Source organism: Desulfotruncus alcoholivorax DSM 16058, from assembly GCF_000430885.1.
GTDB lineage: Bacteria > Bacillota > Desulfotomaculia > Desulfotomaculales > Desulfallaceae > Desulfotruncus > Desulfotruncus alcoholivorax.
Genome location: NZ_AUMW01000014.1, coordinates 58,798 through 73,837 on the forward strand (window position 1 = coordinate 58,798; position 15,040 = coordinate 73,837).

At 55.3% G+C, this 15,040-nt stretch carries 12 protein-coding genes; all 12 read left to right on the forward strand.

Annotation, left to right across the window (positions count from 1 at the left end):
* Positions 1-16: 16 nt before the first annotated feature.
* Positions 17-922, forward strand: a complete 906-nt coding sequence (locus H569_RS23085) for a hypothetical protein (protein ID WP_238492497.1) — start codon at positions 17-19, stop codon at positions 920-922.
* Positions 923-1,029: 107 nt separating this feature from the next.
* Positions 1,030-1,227 carry a hypothetical protein gene (locus H569_RS0108270; protein WP_027364617.1) on the forward strand — a complete coding sequence of 66 codons (198 nt, stop codon included), beginning with the start codon at positions 1,030-1,032 and terminating at the stop codon, positions 1,225-1,227.
* Between the two features lie 80 nt (positions 1,228-1,307).
* Positions 1,308-1,517 (forward strand): hypothetical protein, encoded by a 210-nt coding sequence (locus tag H569_RS0108275; protein ID WP_027364618.1) that lies wholly within the window; start codon positions 1,308-1,310, stop codon positions 1,515-1,517.
* A gap of 44 nt (positions 1,518-1,561) precedes the next feature.
* On the forward strand, positions 1,562-2,044 hold the full coding sequence (locus tag H569_RS0108280; protein ID WP_027364619.1) for a DUF4320 family protein: 483 nt from the start codon (positions 1,562-1,564) through the stop codon (positions 2,042-2,044).
* 24 nt (positions 2,045-2,068) lie between these two features.
* The gene (locus H569_RS0108285; protein ID WP_027364620.1) at positions 2,069-2,557 is read left to right on the forward strand and encodes a hypothetical protein; all 489 of its coding nucleotides are present in this window, start codon (positions 2,069-2,071) and stop codon (positions 2,555-2,557) included.
* Positions 2,550-5,699 (forward strand): hypothetical protein, encoded by a 3,150-nt coding sequence (locus H569_RS22960; RefSeq protein ID WP_027364621.1) that lies wholly within the window; start codon positions 2,550-2,552, stop codon positions 5,697-5,699. Before H569_RS0108285 ends, H569_RS22960 begins: the two co-directional genes overlap by 8 nt.
* 1 nt (position 5,700) lies before the next feature.
* On the forward strand, positions 5,701-6,114 hold the full coding sequence (locus H569_RS0108295) for a prepilin peptidase (protein WP_027364622.1): 414 nt from the start codon (positions 5,701-5,703) through the stop codon (positions 6,112-6,114).
* 170 nt (positions 6,115-6,284) lie between these two features.
* Positions 6,285-6,899 carry a hypothetical protein gene (locus H569_RS0108305; protein WP_051273462.1) on the forward strand — a complete coding sequence of 205 codons (615 nt, stop codon included), beginning with the start codon at positions 6,285-6,287 and terminating at the stop codon, positions 6,897-6,899.
* Between the two features lie 62 nt (positions 6,900-6,961).
* The gene (locus H569_RS19695) at positions 6,962-7,210 is read left to right on the forward strand and encodes a hypothetical protein (RefSeq protein ID WP_238492499.1); all 249 of its coding nucleotides are present in this window, start codon (positions 6,962-6,964) and stop codon (positions 7,208-7,210) included.
* Positions 7,211-7,220: 10 nt separating this feature from the next.
* Positions 7,221-7,694 carry a hypothetical protein gene (locus tag H569_RS19700; protein ID WP_051273464.1) on the forward strand — a complete coding sequence of 158 codons (474 nt, stop codon included), beginning with the start codon at positions 7,221-7,223 and terminating at the stop codon, positions 7,692-7,694.
* A gap of 31 nt (positions 7,695-7,725) precedes the next feature.
* On the forward strand, positions 7,726-7,992 hold the full coding sequence (locus H569_RS0108320; RefSeq protein WP_027364624.1) for a helix-turn-helix domain-containing protein: 267 nt from the start codon (positions 7,726-7,728) through the stop codon (positions 7,990-7,992).
* A gap of 13 nt (positions 7,993-8,005) precedes the next feature.
* Positions 8,006-14,569: an N-6 DNA methylase gene (locus H569_RS19705; RefSeq protein WP_456072955.1), complete on the forward strand. Its 6,564-nt coding sequence runs from the start codon at positions 8,006-8,008 to the stop codon at positions 14,567-14,569.
* Positions 14,570-15,040: the final 471 nt, after the last annotated feature.

Here is a 15,040-nt window from a genome sequence, read left to right on the forward strand (position 1 = left end):
CAAAGGAGGTTCACCGTTGTTTTACCAAACCGTCGTTTTCATCCTGCTGCTTGCGGCAGGATTTCTTATTTGCCGGGAGCTTTTGAAAATACCCAGGGCCAACATGAAGAAAAACCTTAGAAATTTGCAGACCGAAAAAGAGAAGCCGGGCAAACGACTGCTAAACCGCTTTGTCATGCCCCTGGTCAAGCCGGTTGCCCGGCTGATCCGGCTCGACCCCGTCCAGGAAGCAAGAATGTTCTCCATGCTGCGGCGCGGGGGGCTGGCTCTCACACCCCAGGAATACCAGGCCAGGGCGCTTATCTGCGCCGCGTTCACCCTGCTGCTCCTGATTCCGCTTTTGCTAATCGGTGCCACCAGCCTCACGCCTATCATTATCATTTTTGCGGTGGTCGTCTATTTTCATTTCATGTCCGACTTGAAAGACCAACTGAAAGCGAAAAAGAAGCGCATTGAAATGGAAATGCCGAGCTTCATCCGTTCCATCCTGTACAAGCTGGACGACATGCGGGAGGGCAGTCAAAAAACCGTCGTCCAGGCAGACCTGGTGCAAATATTTGAAGATTACCTGCGCGTTGCCAGCGAGGTGTTCTATGACGACATCTCCATCCTGGTTCTGGAGATGAAGTCCATCAGCATCGAAGCAGCGCTGCGCAACTTCAACGCGCGTCTCGGCCTGACCGATATTTCCTTTCTCGTCAACGCCCTCATCGGGCTGCACCGGGGCGAGCGCCAGGGGGACGCCTTGGCCTATCTTGCCCGGGACATGGACATCAAAGCCAGGGAAACCCTCAAGACAAAACTGAATCTGCTGCCCCGCAGGGTCAAGATCGCGTCCATCCCGCTGGTGGCCGTGACCCTGTCTACCCTGCTCTACGTCATCGGCTCCCACATGACCCGATCAATGGGGGGCCTATTTTAGTGCGCTGAAACGGGGAAAACCCCTTTCAAATAATCATCTACAGGAGGTAGAGCATGTAAAACAAAAACCGCAGATCCTGTCCATTACCGCAGAAAGGAGGAAAATCCATGAGAAAAAGACTGACAACCGCTCTGGTGAAAGCCGGAAACGTGCTGACAAAGCGCGACGGCGACCAAATGACCGGCTGGTTGATTGTGGTGCTGGTTGTCGTGGTGGTGGGCGCAATCTTCATGACCCTGTATCAGGGTTCCATCACCGACATCTGGAACAGCATCGTCACCAAAATTACCAGTCTTTTGAACTAATTGCAGCCAAAAGGCGGCCGTCCAGGGGAGGCATTGCTTCCCCTTTCCAACCAAATCTAAAAAATATGGAGGTATCTATCATGATGACTGCTTTAAAAAACAAAATCAAAATGGTGGGCCTGAAAGCCCGGAACGTACTGGCAAACCCCTCCGGGGACCAAATGACCGGTTGGCTCATCGTGGTGCTCATCGTCGTGGTCGTGGGCGCAGTCTTTATGACGCTCTATCAAGGCTCCATCACCACTATCTGGAACAGCATCGTTGCCAAAATCACCAACCTGTTGAACTGATGAAAGCCGAAAGCATATCCGCGGATGCGGGAGGTGCAAGAGCAATGAACAACCAGCACCGGGGTTTATGGGTGAGAGCTTCTCTCCCCCGGCCTTTTCAAAAACTGCTGAACAAAGAAGGCAGCAGTTATGTCGATTTAATCATCAAGACTCTGGTGGTGATTACGCTCATGGCCACGGTGATCAGTTTTTTGGGCGTTTTCACGACCTATTTGAATTTAAATCACATGTGCCGCCGCGTTGTGCGCGTGGTTGAACTGGAAGGGCAAATAGCCGAACCCGTCTATGACGTGTTTTATCGGTTGAAGCAACAAACCGGCCTGTCGCCGGAAATGACCGTCGAGGATGTGGCGTATTGTGACGAGCAAAACCAAAAAATCCAGTTAAGGGACACCTTTACCATCACAATGGTATACAGCCACGCCTTTACCCTTTTCAGGCCGTCCTTTACGGCCCCCATTCAAATCCATATTCCCATGCGCGAAAGTATCACCGGCATGTCGGAAAAATACTGGAAGCTGCCCTAATAATCGCCGGAAAGGAGGAAAGCCGTGGATTATTTCAAGCGAATGATGAACAACCGGAAGGGCGACGTTTTTTTGTTTATCCTGATCCTCGTCTTTTTCATTCTGACCCTTTCCGTGATCCTAAGCGAATACTTCCGTATAGAAAGTCTCTACCAGCAAGCGGAGTACGTCATTCAACGGGGCGTAAACAGCTCCGTGGAATACGCCATGCGGGACGATTACCGTCGGGACGGCTATTCCCGGATGGACAGCGCCCTGGCCCAAGAGACGCTGTACGCCTATTTCTATGAAAATATGGGGCTGGATTCTGGATTAAACAAGTATGCCGGGAATCAGTGGGTTTACCAGCTTGAAATTGAGCGCATCGACGCCACCGACAGCCCCCCCTGCCTGACGCTGACCGGGGCGCTGAAAACCCGCAGTGTTTTTAACTTTCTGAGCGGTACGATCCGGCTTCCTTTTACCATATCCAGCGTCAACATCCGCATTGAGGAAGGAGGTTCCCATGATTAAAAAGCTCATCCTTGCCATTCCGCTTGTGCTGGTCTGCTGCCTGCTGATGTCGGCACAAGCCTTCGCCCTGTCGGAGAGCGACATTGCCATCAATATCGCTTCCCCCATAGACAGCCTGGCCAGTGAAAGCGGAGTGATCGCCGTGGAACAATTCCCGGCCCAAATTTCTATAAATACCACGGCCAAAACCGGCAGCCTCACAGAGGTCCGGCTGGAGTACGGTGGCCAAAGCCAAGCAATAACCCCAAATTACACGCTGACGATTGAGAACAAGGAGGCTTGCGGCCCCTGCACCGTCACCGCCCAGACAGAGGAAGGAGCCGTCCTTGTCGTTACGGCCAATGTGGTGTTTCAAGTCCCGGCCATATATGACACCCGATACCGCACCATCGGCATGAACGTGAAAGAAATCTACGAGGGCGAAACGCTGCTGAAAGCCTTCCCGGAGCCACAGCGCATCGACCTCGTCAGCGCCAACACCGTGGCCGACCATGAACAGAAGCGGATCGCCGCCTGGATCAATCGCTGTGACGGCGGAACCTACACTCTGAAAGGCAGCCTGGTGGTGGAAATCTACAGCTTCGCCTCCGGTAAGCTGTACGGAGTCTATGACACGGATACCGATTTTGAACCGCTGACCACCCGTTACGGCTGGACGGAAAAGGCGCTCATTGCCTTTGAAACCATGAGGAGCGCGGAAATAACCTACCAGGCTCCGGTCAGGATAAACGTGGCTGCTACATGGTGCGACGAAAGCAAGCGGGAGATTTTCGGGAAGCTCACCGCACAGGACAAAGGTGTGCCGGAACTGCTTTATCCCTATCAAACCACCTCCGTCACCTTCCACAAGGATGATATCAAGCTGTCCCGCAACTTTCAATACATGGGACTGGAATGGGATTACACCCCGGAAACCGCCGAATACACTGATGGGGAGAACAAAACGCAGACCGAAATTACGCAGAAAATCCATTATCAAATCCCCATTGCCAATTTTTACTTTAAATTCAAAGCATGTGACGGCAACGACCTGTCGGTTTCCATCCGCGCCCCCGCCACGGTGAGCCGGGGCGACAGCTATTCTTTTACCGTGATTTACCTGAACAGCGGAAGCAGCCCGGCCTATGACGTGCCCTTAAAGGGTACGGTGGACGGCGCAACCATTGAAGAAATACCGGTCATGCAGGACTTCCCTGCCAATACCAGCAAAGCCTATGAAGTGAAGCGCAGCGCCAACACCACCGCCGACGAAATCCGTCTTTGGGCGCATATCGGCGTGCCCGAGGGCTTTATCGACGGCAACCCTGATAACAATACAGCCACGGCCATTATCAAGGTGGTTGATCCCGCGCCGGAACCGACGCCCGGCAACAATGATACGCCTGACGAGCCGGACACGCCGGATAACCCCGGCAACCCTGACAATCCCCCGGATGAACCGCCCGGTCTGAAGGAAACCTGCGACCTGTCGGCGGCCATTCTTGCCCCGCCAACTGTTTACGAATACGAAAAATATGCCTATACCGTGAGTTTCACCAATCATTCCGGCAGGGAGCTGACCGCTGTACCCTTGGAAGGGAAAAGCAATGAAAATGCGCTGTTGCAAATTCCGCAAACAACCGACTTCCAGCCGGGCGAAACCAAGTCCTTTACGATTGAGGACACGGCGGGGAAAGCAGGCGAGATATATCATTTGTGGGCCAACGTGCAAGCGCCGGAGGGCTTTATTGACAGAAATCTTAACAATAACACCGCCGTTTCAAGCGTCACGGTAGTGGAAAGAGCTGCCGGCAGTCCGGAGGACCCGCATAACCCCCCGGACCCTGACAACCCGGATAATCCAGAAGAACCCGACAATCCAGACGATCCAGACGATCCAGACGACCCGGACAATCCCAATAATCCTGATAACCCGGATAACCTGTTGTGCGACGTATGGGTGAATTTGTCCTCGCCGCCCATAGCCTACCAGCGGGAGGAATACAGCTTCACCGTATACTTTGCCAACTCTAGCGGCAAGGCATTGACTGATGTGGGCCTGAACGTTGCCATCGACGGCCAGGCGGTTTCCGCCGTGCCCGCCACGGCCAATTTCGGGGCTTATGAGAAAAAATCCTACCTTGTCACCGGCACGGCAGGCGAAAAAGGCACAACCATACGGCTTGCGGCGCAGGTGTCGCCCCCGGCGGATTACACGGATTCCAACACGGGCAACAACCAGGCGGCGGCGGAAATCATGGTGTTGGAGCGCCCCTATGATCTGGACGTGCAGCGCATTACGCCCGACCGGTATAAGGAAAACCAGACGGTAATCAGCACCATCCGGGTATCCAACCAAGGAAGCATGGATTTTACACCCGGACAGAGGGTTTCCGTGCTGTTTCAAATCCCGGAGCTTTCGCTGAAAAAGCGCGTGGACGCGGTAGTCATGGCGCAGAATACCTGGAATATCGTGCCGGTCAAATGGGATACCCCCAATGTGCAGGCCGATAAGGGTATTACACTGATTGCTACCATCAACCCCGATGAGGTTTTGGATAATGAAACTTCTACAAGCAACAACACCTATACCCAACAGGCCGTCATTAAAAATGTAACCTATACGGAACCGGAGGAAAGCCGGGCGCTTCCCGACCCGCCGCTAAGAAGCGAACAGTCCAGGGTGACATGGTGGGAGCAACGCTACGAAAACGGCCAATTTGTGTGGCGGCAGTTTTACGCGGAGCTGAAAGTTGCTGCCGTATTGGACTACGACACCAAATCTCGCGGCTATCTCAAGTCGGGCTACGGCTATGCCATCCGTGTCACCGCCACCGTGAATACCAACTACGACAGGCCGGAACTGATTACCGCCCCGCAGACGGCGGAAGTTTATCTGCCCGAACATCGCTATGAGACCGCCATTCCCTTAGAAAAGGAAGGCGGACAATTTGTTTTCCGGGAGAATCCCGCCTCCCCCTTCAAATACCGGAAGCAGTACGTCCCCATCTGGTTCCCTGACAATCGGGACTACATCGTGCAACTCCTGGTCACCGACGTGCATACCCCTGGAGGAACGCTGTCGAAGTGGCTCACCGGTGGGGCGCTGAAAATCTATGTAGTGGACAGCATGTACGACGATGATACCACCGTGGGAAATTGATATGCTGCTGCTTTGTGTTATCCCTCTCCTGTGGGCGGCTTTCATGGATTGGAAAAAGCGGATCATCCCCGATTGGACATGGATAACAATTCTTGCCATCGGCGGCGTGTCCGCTTTCTTGTTTCCAGAACCGGCCTTGCCCGAGCGGATTGCGGGATTTCTGCTGCCGGGTATCTGCCTGCTGCTCCTTGCCCTGATATACGGAGGCGTGGGCGGGGGTGATATAAAGCTGACGGCGGCGATGGGGTTTTGCTTTAGCCTGAACGCGCTGGCGGCCATCCTCTTTTTCGCTTTGCCCCCCGCCTGTATCTATGCAAAGGCAACCCGGCAAAGGAACGTGCCGCTGGCCGTCTTTTTGTGCATCGGCTTTTTTATTTACGCCGGTGTTCTTTTTATATACGGACTAACCTGCTGATTGAATACAGGGAGGTGTTTTTGTGGAGTTAAAGACGATTTTAGCCGTCGTGCTTTGCCTCGTAATTGCAGGCGGCGCGGTTTACCTGCACAAACGGAAAGAAAAATAACGGACATGCGGAAAAGGGGCGAATAACCGTCTCCTTTCCGCCGCCCGCAAGGAGCGTGAGCATGAAAATGGCTGAAGAAAAACGCATGGTGGATACCTACGAGGTAATACACGCCATCCATGTTGGTGATAGAGAAATCCTTTTTGCGGTTGACGACGGGAAAACCGATTGTCCGTACATGGTATGCGACTGCAACTGGGATAACCCGTTGGGCATCGACCAATTTTTTGATCCTGCCGGAAGCGACGACTACCTGGAAATGATGACCGAGTTTACCAACCGGGTGCAAGCGCAGCTTGAGGCGGTCAAAGCGGAACGGGATAAAATCACCGTCCCGTTGTCGCCCTTCACGCTGGAACATTGCACGCCAAACGATTACGGCGAAAGCGTTGAAAATAAGGTGGTGGTCATTAGGACGAAGCGCCTGCGTCCAGAATACCGCACCGCCGACAGGCAGCTTGTGCTGGCCGTGGGCGGCTTTGGCACTCATGCCAAAGCCAGGGGCCGGGCGGTCTACACCGTCAATCTCTATTCCGGCAAGGAGTCCCGCTGGAATCGGGAGGATATCCTGGGCGTTCTGAAAACCGAATATATGCCCGATTGGGCAAAGGAGCGGCTAAAACAGATACTGGCCGAGCGGCAGGCCAAACACAAAAAACAAGTACAGGAGCGTTAGGAGGCTTTCAGGATATGGAAAAAGAGATCAACGCCGGGTAGGTCATTACCGACCGGCTGGCCGTGGGCGACGCGGAATTCGTCATCGGGCACAGCGAGAAAGCGCCCGCGCAGTTTGTCACCTGGAAATGCAGAAAGGGCGAAAAGGAATACTTTTGGGGCCATTACCTGGGCGACCGGCTGGCCGCAGTCGAGGATTTATGCAAGCGCGCCCTGGAAGAAATCGAGTATTTGCGCTCCTTCCAGCCCCAAAGGGACACCGGGGAAAAACCGGAGCAGCGGGTAAAAAAACGGCGCGAGCCGGAACGGTGAGGTGAGCAAAATGGCATTTGTAATCAATGTTGCCGCCCCGGAGGAAGCCGCCCTGTTCTACTCCAACGCCGAAAGGGACAAGGAGCTTGGCTGCATCGGCCATCTGCGCGGCGACTTCGGGCACGGTGGCAAGGAGTTTTGGAGCACCTGGTGGGAGCATCAAGGGGACCTGAAGACACCGGCGTTTAAGGACGAATTTGATGTACTTATCAATTCCCTGCGGAAACAGGGGCTATTGAAGGACCGCGGCAGCATGGCGGAATTTTGCCATGCACACCCGGAAGCCAGGATTCCGGGCGCGTGGCATCCCGACGTTTACGGCTTTCGGGTGGATACCGGCAGACACCGCTACTATATCCGCTGCTTTCCGCATGGGGGCGATTACAACTTCTATATATACTGCTATATAAACGAAAAGGAACGACTGCGCGAGCAAGCACAGAGCAAACCAATCCATAAGAAAAAGCACGAACCGGAACGGTGAGGCCCCGTGCTTTTAAGGAGGGAGGGAAAGCATGAACGATCTGACCAGATACAGGCTGTGCGCGGGCCTCCACGCCCCTGCGTCGGCAAAGCTCCTCTACTGCTACCTGCTGGACATGGCGGGAGGCCGCCACAACAACGTGGCCATATCCATTAAAAACCTTGGCAAAAGCGTGGGCCTGTCCCGTTCAGCCACCAGCCGCAATCTGAACCGCTTGCGGCGGTTGGACATGATCGGCATTGCTCCCCGGTACTCCGAGGACGGCGGCAGGCTGTCCAACCAATATATATTGAAGTAAGGAGGGATGCGCATTGGCAACCAAGCTGCAACTGATCACAGAGCTTTCCGAAAGGACGGCCCGCAGCCTTACCAGAAGCCATGCCAACTGGACTTCCTTCCTGAAAACCGCGGCCTGGAGCTACAAATATCCGTTTCAAGACCAGCTTTTGATTTACGCCCAGCGGCCCGACGCGACGGCCTGCGCTCCCATTGAAGTGTGGAACGGGAAACTGGGACGGTGGGTAAACAAAGGCGTAAAGGGCATTGCCCTCATCGACGACAGTGGCAGCCGCTTAAGGCTCCGTCATGTGTTCGACGTGAGCGACACCAACAGCCGCTACAACCGTCCCGTCCCGCTGTGGGAAATGCGAGACCGATACGCCGAGGCGGTGACGGAATCCCTGGAAAATACCTTTGGGGAGTTAGCCGAAAAAAGCAGCCTGCCCCATGCCCTGCTTAGTGCCGCCGCAAACGCGGTGGACGACAATTGCACGGATTACCTGTCCGAGCTGCTTTCTTTCCGGGAAAGCAGCTTTTTGGAAGCACTGGACAAGCTGAACGTCGAGGTGTTTTTCAAGGACGCCCTGAAAAGCTCCGTGGCCTATATGCTCTTAACCCGTTGCGGCTACAATGCCGACGAATACCCGACCTTTGAGGATTTTCAGAGCGTCCTTAATTTCAATACCCTCGACACCGTTTCCCGCCTGGGCGCGGCCACCAGCGACATAGCGGAAATGCTCCTGCGGGAAATCGAAGCCACGGTCAAGGACATGCAAAAAGCGGAGCGAAACCAAAGACGCACATTTGCCAAAAGTCGAGGCGAAGCGCACAATAAAACCGTAAAGCAAAGTGATGAAAGGAGCGGTGAGCATGGAACTGACCTACACGCAGCAGGGCGATTATCTGATACCCGACCTGGCCCTGCCGGAAGAACAAACGCACATCGGCAAATATGGGATGTTGCGCAGAACATACCTGAAAAACCACCGGAAAGGAATGTACGCCAGCCTGATGCTGTCCGGGGACCTGAACAGCCACCTGGCGGAGATCGACCGGACGGCGCGGGAGCGCGTCGAGCGGATCACGGCGCAACTCCTGGAAAAGAGCCCCGCCCCGGACAAGGTGACCGACCCGCTGGGCTGGACGGGGCACATGAACAGCCTCAAGCACCAGGCCGAGGAAAGCGTACTGGCGGAGCTTATTTACAGCTAACCCTGCTGCCAACCGAAGAACAGCAAATAGAGGCCATAGAACAGGCGGAGGACGAAAAATCCTCCGCTTTTTCTATGGCACAGGAAGACATCGACGTGGTTTTACGGCAAGGCAGCGGTGTCCAGGGCGGCAAATACCGGATTTATCTCTACTTCCAGCAAAACGCCTCCGCCAAAGAAAACGCCGACTTTCTGAAAAAGGAGTACAGCACTGGCGGACGCGCCCCTGCCCTGCCCGACCTGGAAATTGACGAATGGCACGATGGCAAAGGCATCACCTTCACCAGGAGAAGGCACACCGGTCCGGAGGTAAAAATCCTTCTGCCCTGGATGAAGGTGCAGAAGCGAATCGGCGAGTTGATTGCCGCCGACCGCTATTTGAGCGACAAGGAGAAAGAGCAATTGCCCGCCTACCGGCAGCAGATGGAGGAACGCCGCCAGCAGCTTGCCGAGGAAGCCTACGCCCGCGAAATCCTGAACCGGGAGCCCGCCTCCGCCGAGGCAACGCCGCCGTCGCAGGAAAACGCGCATTACGCCTTTTCCCTTGGCAGCACGGTCTATATCGGCACGGACGAATATGAAGTTTTGGCTTTCGACAACAGCACCGTGCAGCTCCGGGACGTGAGCTTTCCGCTTTTCAGCAAGGAGCTTGCGCGAAGCGACTTTGAACGGATGCTGCGGGAAAATTCCCTCAACGACCACCTTATAACCGAGGAAGCACCGGAACAACCAGCCGAAGAAAAAACGGAAAAGTCGCTGCCCCGTGCGCTATACCGGGAATATCTGTCCCAGGTTATCGACAGGGTGCGAGCAGATGAGATTTACCCCTACCTGCGTGATCGGGACACCGATCCCGACAGCGCCAAGCGGGAGCTGGACGAGGCCCTTGACCGGATTGCCCTTTCCATGCGGGAGGAACACCAGGACTTTTACGAAGCCTACGCCACCCTGCCGCAGTTTCGGGAATGGCTTGCCGAGGACGTGTTCCAGCGGACCTATCAGGATTACCTGACGGAAACCCGCGACCTGGCGACTCTTCACGGCGACGACCCCGACGCGCCAGAGTGGGTGCGGCAAACCGGGGATGCGACCGTCCCCCGCCAAGAGGATACCATTACCTTCGACAGCGACAGCAGTGAAGATGAAAAATCCTCTGTGGAACTTGACTTGGAGTTACCGGACGGCCAAGCCGGGGAAACGGGAAAACAACCAGCCGAAAAAGAAATAGCCGCGGGCCTGGAATTGTCCATCGACGGCCGCCGCTTTGCCATTGACACGATTGACGAGGAAACCGGCACGGTCAGCCTGCGGGACATCACCTTCCAAAACGGTGTAGGCTTCCCCATCTTCCGCCGAGAGAGCGTCGGCTTCGTGCGCCGCGTTTTGGAACAGCAGACGGACCCCGTCCGGCAGAAGGCACAGGGCGGCGAGGCTGCCAAAGCCCGCCTGCACCTTGTGCCGGAACCAGCGAAGCAGCCCCGCGTCAATTTCCGGATCACCGACGACAACCTGGGCGTAGGCGGCCAAAAGACCAAGTACGCCTGGAATGTCGCGGCCGTCTGCCTGGTCAACCAGTTAGAGGAAGAAAACCGACTGGCCACCCCGCAAGAACAGGAGATCCTGTCAAAATACGTTGGCTGGGGCAGCCTGCCGCAAGTCTTTGACAAAGACAACCCCCAGTGGGCAAAGGAATACGCGGAGCTGAAGGAGCTGCTGGACGAGGACGAATACAATTCCGCGCGGGCCTCCACCCTTAATGCCCACTACACGTCGCCCGTCGTGATTAAAGCCATCTACACCTGTTTGGAAAACATGGGCTTTCAGACCGGCAACATCTTGGAGCCCGCCTGCGGCAGCGGCAACTTCTTCGGCCTGGTGCCCGAGAGCATGAAAGACTCCAGGCTTTACGGAGTGGAGCTGGACGGCGTCACGGGCCGGATCGCCAAGCAGCTTTATCAGCAGGCCAATATCGCGGTGCAGGGCTTTGAGGAAACCAACCTGCCCGACAGCTTTTTCGACCTGGCTGTCGGCAACGTGCCTTTCGGTTCTTACAGTGTGTCAGACAAGAAATACGACAAACACAAGTTTTACATCCACGACTATTTCTTTGCCAAGACCTTGGACAAGGTGCGGCCCGGCGGGATTATCGCCTTCATCACGTCCAAAGGCACAATGGATAAACAAAACCCCGAGGTGCGCAAATACATCGCGCAGCGGGCCGAGCTTTTAGGGGCGGTCAGATTGCCCAACAATGCGTTTCTGGCCAACGCCGGAACCGAGGTTACCACTGACATCCTCTTTTTGCAGAAGCGCGACCGCGTGATGGACGTGGAACTGGACTGGGTGCATCTCTCCACTACCGAGGACGGCGTGCCCGTTAACCAATATTTTGCCGACAACCCGGACATGGTGCTGGGCACGATGGTCTTTGACAAGAGCATGTACGGCAACGAATCCGAGACAGCTTGCCTGCCCCATGAGGACGCCGACCTTGCCGAGATTCTCCGGGAGGCGTTGGAAAACATCCACCCCGAGATTAATGATTACGAGATCGACGACATCAGCGAGGACACCGATACATCCTCCATCCCGGCGGACCCCAATGTCCGTAATTTCAGCTATTGCCTGGTGGACGGCGAAATCTACTTCCGGGAAAACAGCCGGATGAACCGGGTGGAAACCTCCGTCACGGCCCAGGGCCGCATCAAGGGCATGATCGAGCTGCGGGACTGCGTCCGTGAACTGATCGAGTACCAGACCGAGGATTACAGCGACGAAACCATCCGGGCGCAGCAGCACAAGCTGAACCGCCTCTACGACGCCTTTACCGCCAAATACGGCCTGATCAACAGCCGGGGCAACAGCATGGCCTTTGCCGACGACAGCGCCTACTGCCTGCTCTGCTCCTTGGAGGTGCTGGACGAAAACGGCGAGATGGAGCGCAAGGCGGATATGTTTACCAAGCGCACCATCCGGCAGCGTACCAGCGTGGCCCATGTGGACACCGCCGCCGAAGCCTTGGCCATCTCCATCGCGGAAAAAGCCTGCGTGGACTTAGGTTTCATGCACAGCTTGACGGGATTTTTGGAAGAACAGCTTGCGGCAGACCTGCAGGGCGTGATCTTCCGGGACTTCGGCAAGGTGGAGCCGGAAAACGTCCCCCGCGCCTTCTTTAATGTGGAATCTTTCCCCTATGTCACGGCGGACGCCTACCTTTCGGGCAATGTGCGGGAAAAACTCAGGCAGGTACAGAGGCTTGCCAAAATCCTGCCTCCCGAACAGGCGGAAAAGATCGCGGTCAACATCAAAGCGCTGGAAGCGGTGCAGCCCAAAGACCTGTCCGCCTCCGAAATCGACGTGCGGCTGGGCGCGACCTGGTTGCCTCCCGATGTGATCAAGGACTTTATCCTTGAGCTTTTGGAAACTCCCCATATGTACAGGGGCTATATTGATGTTCTCTATTCGAGCTATACCGCCAACTGGAATATTAAGGGGAAAAACCACGATCGCAACGTCAACATCAAGGCCATCATGACCTATGGAACCAGCCGCATCAACGCCTATAGGATTATCGAAGAAACTCTGAATCTCAAAGACGTGCGTATCTTTGATACCAGGTACGATGCAGACGGCAACGAAACGCGCGTCCTCAACAAAAAGGAAACCGCCATCGCCCAGCAGAAGCAGGAGGCCATCAAGGAAGCGTTCCGGGATTGGATATGGAAAGACCCCCAGCGCCGGGAACGGCTGACCAGAATCTACAACGACCGCTTCAACGCCATCCGGCCCCGCGAGTACGACGGCAGCCATATCAAATTCACCGGCATGAATCCGGAAATTACCCTGCGCCAGCATCAGGTGGACGCGGTGGCCCATATCCTTTACGGCGGCAACACCCTGCTAGCCCATTGCGTGGGGGCAGGCAAGACCTACGAGATGGCCGCCGCCGCGATGGAAGGCAAGCATTTGGGACTTTGCAACAAGAGCCTGTTCGTTGTGCCCAACCACCTGACGGAGCAATGGGCCGGGGAATTCTTGCAGCTTTACCCATCGGCCAACATTCTCGTGGCTACTAAAAAGGACTTTGAAACCAAGAACCGCAAGAAATTCTGCGCCCGCATCGCCACTGGTGACTACGACGCGGTGATCATCGGGCACAGCCAGTTCGAGAAAATCCCCATTTCCGCCGAGCGGCAAAAGCGCCAATTGCAGGAACAAATATGGGAGATTACCGACGGCATCCGGGAACTTAAGGCGGAGCGCGGCGAACGCTACGCCATCAAGCAGCTTGAAAGGACCAAAAAGAACCTGGAATTGAAGCTGAAAAAGCTCAATGACACCAGCCGCAAGGATGATGTTGTCACCTTCGAGGAATTGGGCGTTGACCGCCTTTTCGTGGACGAGGCGGACTTTTACAAAAACCTGTTTTTATATACCAAGATGCGCAACGTGGCGGGCCTGGCCCAGACCGAGGCCAAAAAATCCTCTGACCTCTTTGCCAAATGCCGCTATCTCGACGAACTGACGGAAGGCCGCGGCATCGTTTTTGCCACGGGCACGCCCATCTCCAACTCCATGACCGAGATGTACACCATGCAAAGATACCTGCAATACGAAGCCCTGCGCAAACAAGGACTCCAGCATTTCGACTGCTGGGCCTCCACCTTCGGGGAAACCGTGACCGCCATCGAGCTTGCGCCGGAGGGCACGGGCTACCGGGCCAAAACACGCTTCGCCCGGTTCTACAACCTGCCTGAACTCATGAGCATGTTCAAGGAAATCGCGGACATCAAAACGGCGGATATGCTGGACCTCCCCGTGCCCAAGGCCAACTACCGCAACGTGGTGGTCAAGCCCAGCGAGTTTCAGCAGGACATGGTGGCCGAGCTTGGCAAGCGCGCCGAAAAGGTGCGCAACCGGATGGTGGAGCCCTATGAGGACAACATGCTGAAAATCACTAACGACGGACGCAAGCTGGCCCTTGACCAGCGCCTGGCCAATCCCATGCTGCCCGACCATGAAGAAAGCAAGGTGAATGCTTGCGTGGATAATATCTTCCGCTTCTGGCAGGACCACCGCGACCAAAAGCTGACCCAACTTGTGTTCTGCGATCTGTCCACCCCGAAAAACGACGGAAATTTCAACGTCTACGACGATGTTCGCCAAAAGCTAACGGCCCGCGGCGTTCCCGCCGACGAGATCGCTTTCATCCACGACGCCAACACGGAAACCCGGAAAAAAGAGCTGTTTGCCAGAGTGCGCGCGGGACAGGTGCGCATACTTGTTGGAAGCACCTTTAAAATGGGGGCAGGCACTAATGTCCAGGACCGCCTGATTGCGTTGCACGACCTTGACTGCCCCTGGGTGCGACTTGAAGTCGCATAAATAATTGTTTAGCACTGTGACTAAACCCGCTATTCCGTTAGCGGTAGCCTAGTGACACATGGAGAACTGGCAACGGTTCTTTGTGAAGCTGTCATGACAATGTACCCCTTTTGCCCTGTGGCAAAAGAGCGAAAACCGTGAGGTGGACGCAATAGCTGTTAGCACAATACGGCTGGGGGGCTAGGCTTGAATCGTATGACCAACATATGTGAACTATCGTATAAACATCGTAACGTCCAAGGAGCCAAAGTTGCTGTCAGGCTCTAGCCCAAAATGGGAAGCAGCCGGTCAATCCTCTCCATGGTGGGATTGCACGGACATTCGCGCTGCCGGTGGAGTAGATAGGGTCTAAGCGATTCATTGTTATTTATGCGGAACAAGGTAAGCCTGTACCTCTCCTGCCCTGTGCAGGAAAGCATTCCGTAAGGAAAGCCGACAGAGATGCAGGTATAGGATTGCAGAAAAAGCGAA

What these genes read in the sequence shown, in the direction of transcription:
- H569_RS0108270 (WP_027364617.1), top strand. Translation starts at nt 1,030, where the DNA reads ATGAGAAAAAGACTGACAACCGCTCTGGTGAAAGCCGGAAACGTGCTG.
- H569_RS0108275 (WP_027364618.1), top strand. Translation starts at nt 1,308, where the DNA reads ATGATGACTGCTTTAAAAAACAAAATCAAAATGGTGGGCCTGAAAGCC.
- H569_RS0108280 (WP_027364619.1), top strand. Translation starts at nt 1,562, where the DNA reads ATGAACAACCAGCACCGGGGTTTATGGGTGAGAGCTTCTCTCCCCCGG.
- H569_RS22960 (WP_027364621.1), top strand. Translation starts at nt 2,550, where the DNA reads ATGATTAAAAAGCTCATCCTTGCCATTCCGCTTGTGCTGGTCTGCTGC.
- H569_RS0108295 (WP_027364622.1), top strand. Translation starts at nt 5,701, where the DNA reads ATGCTGCTGCTTTGTGTTATCCCTCTCCTGTGGGCGGCTTTCATGGAT.
- H569_RS0108305 (WP_051273462.1), top strand. Translation starts at nt 6,285, where the DNA reads ATGAAAATGGCTGAAGAAAAACGCATGGTGGATACCTACGAGGTAATA.
- H569_RS19700 (WP_051273464.1), top strand. Translation starts at nt 7,221, where the DNA reads ATGGCATTTGTAATCAATGTTGCCGCCCCGGAGGAAGCCGCCCTGTTC.
- H569_RS0108320 (WP_027364624.1), top strand. Translation starts at nt 7,726, where the DNA reads ATGAACGATCTGACCAGATACAGGCTGTGCGCGGGCCTCCACGCCCCT.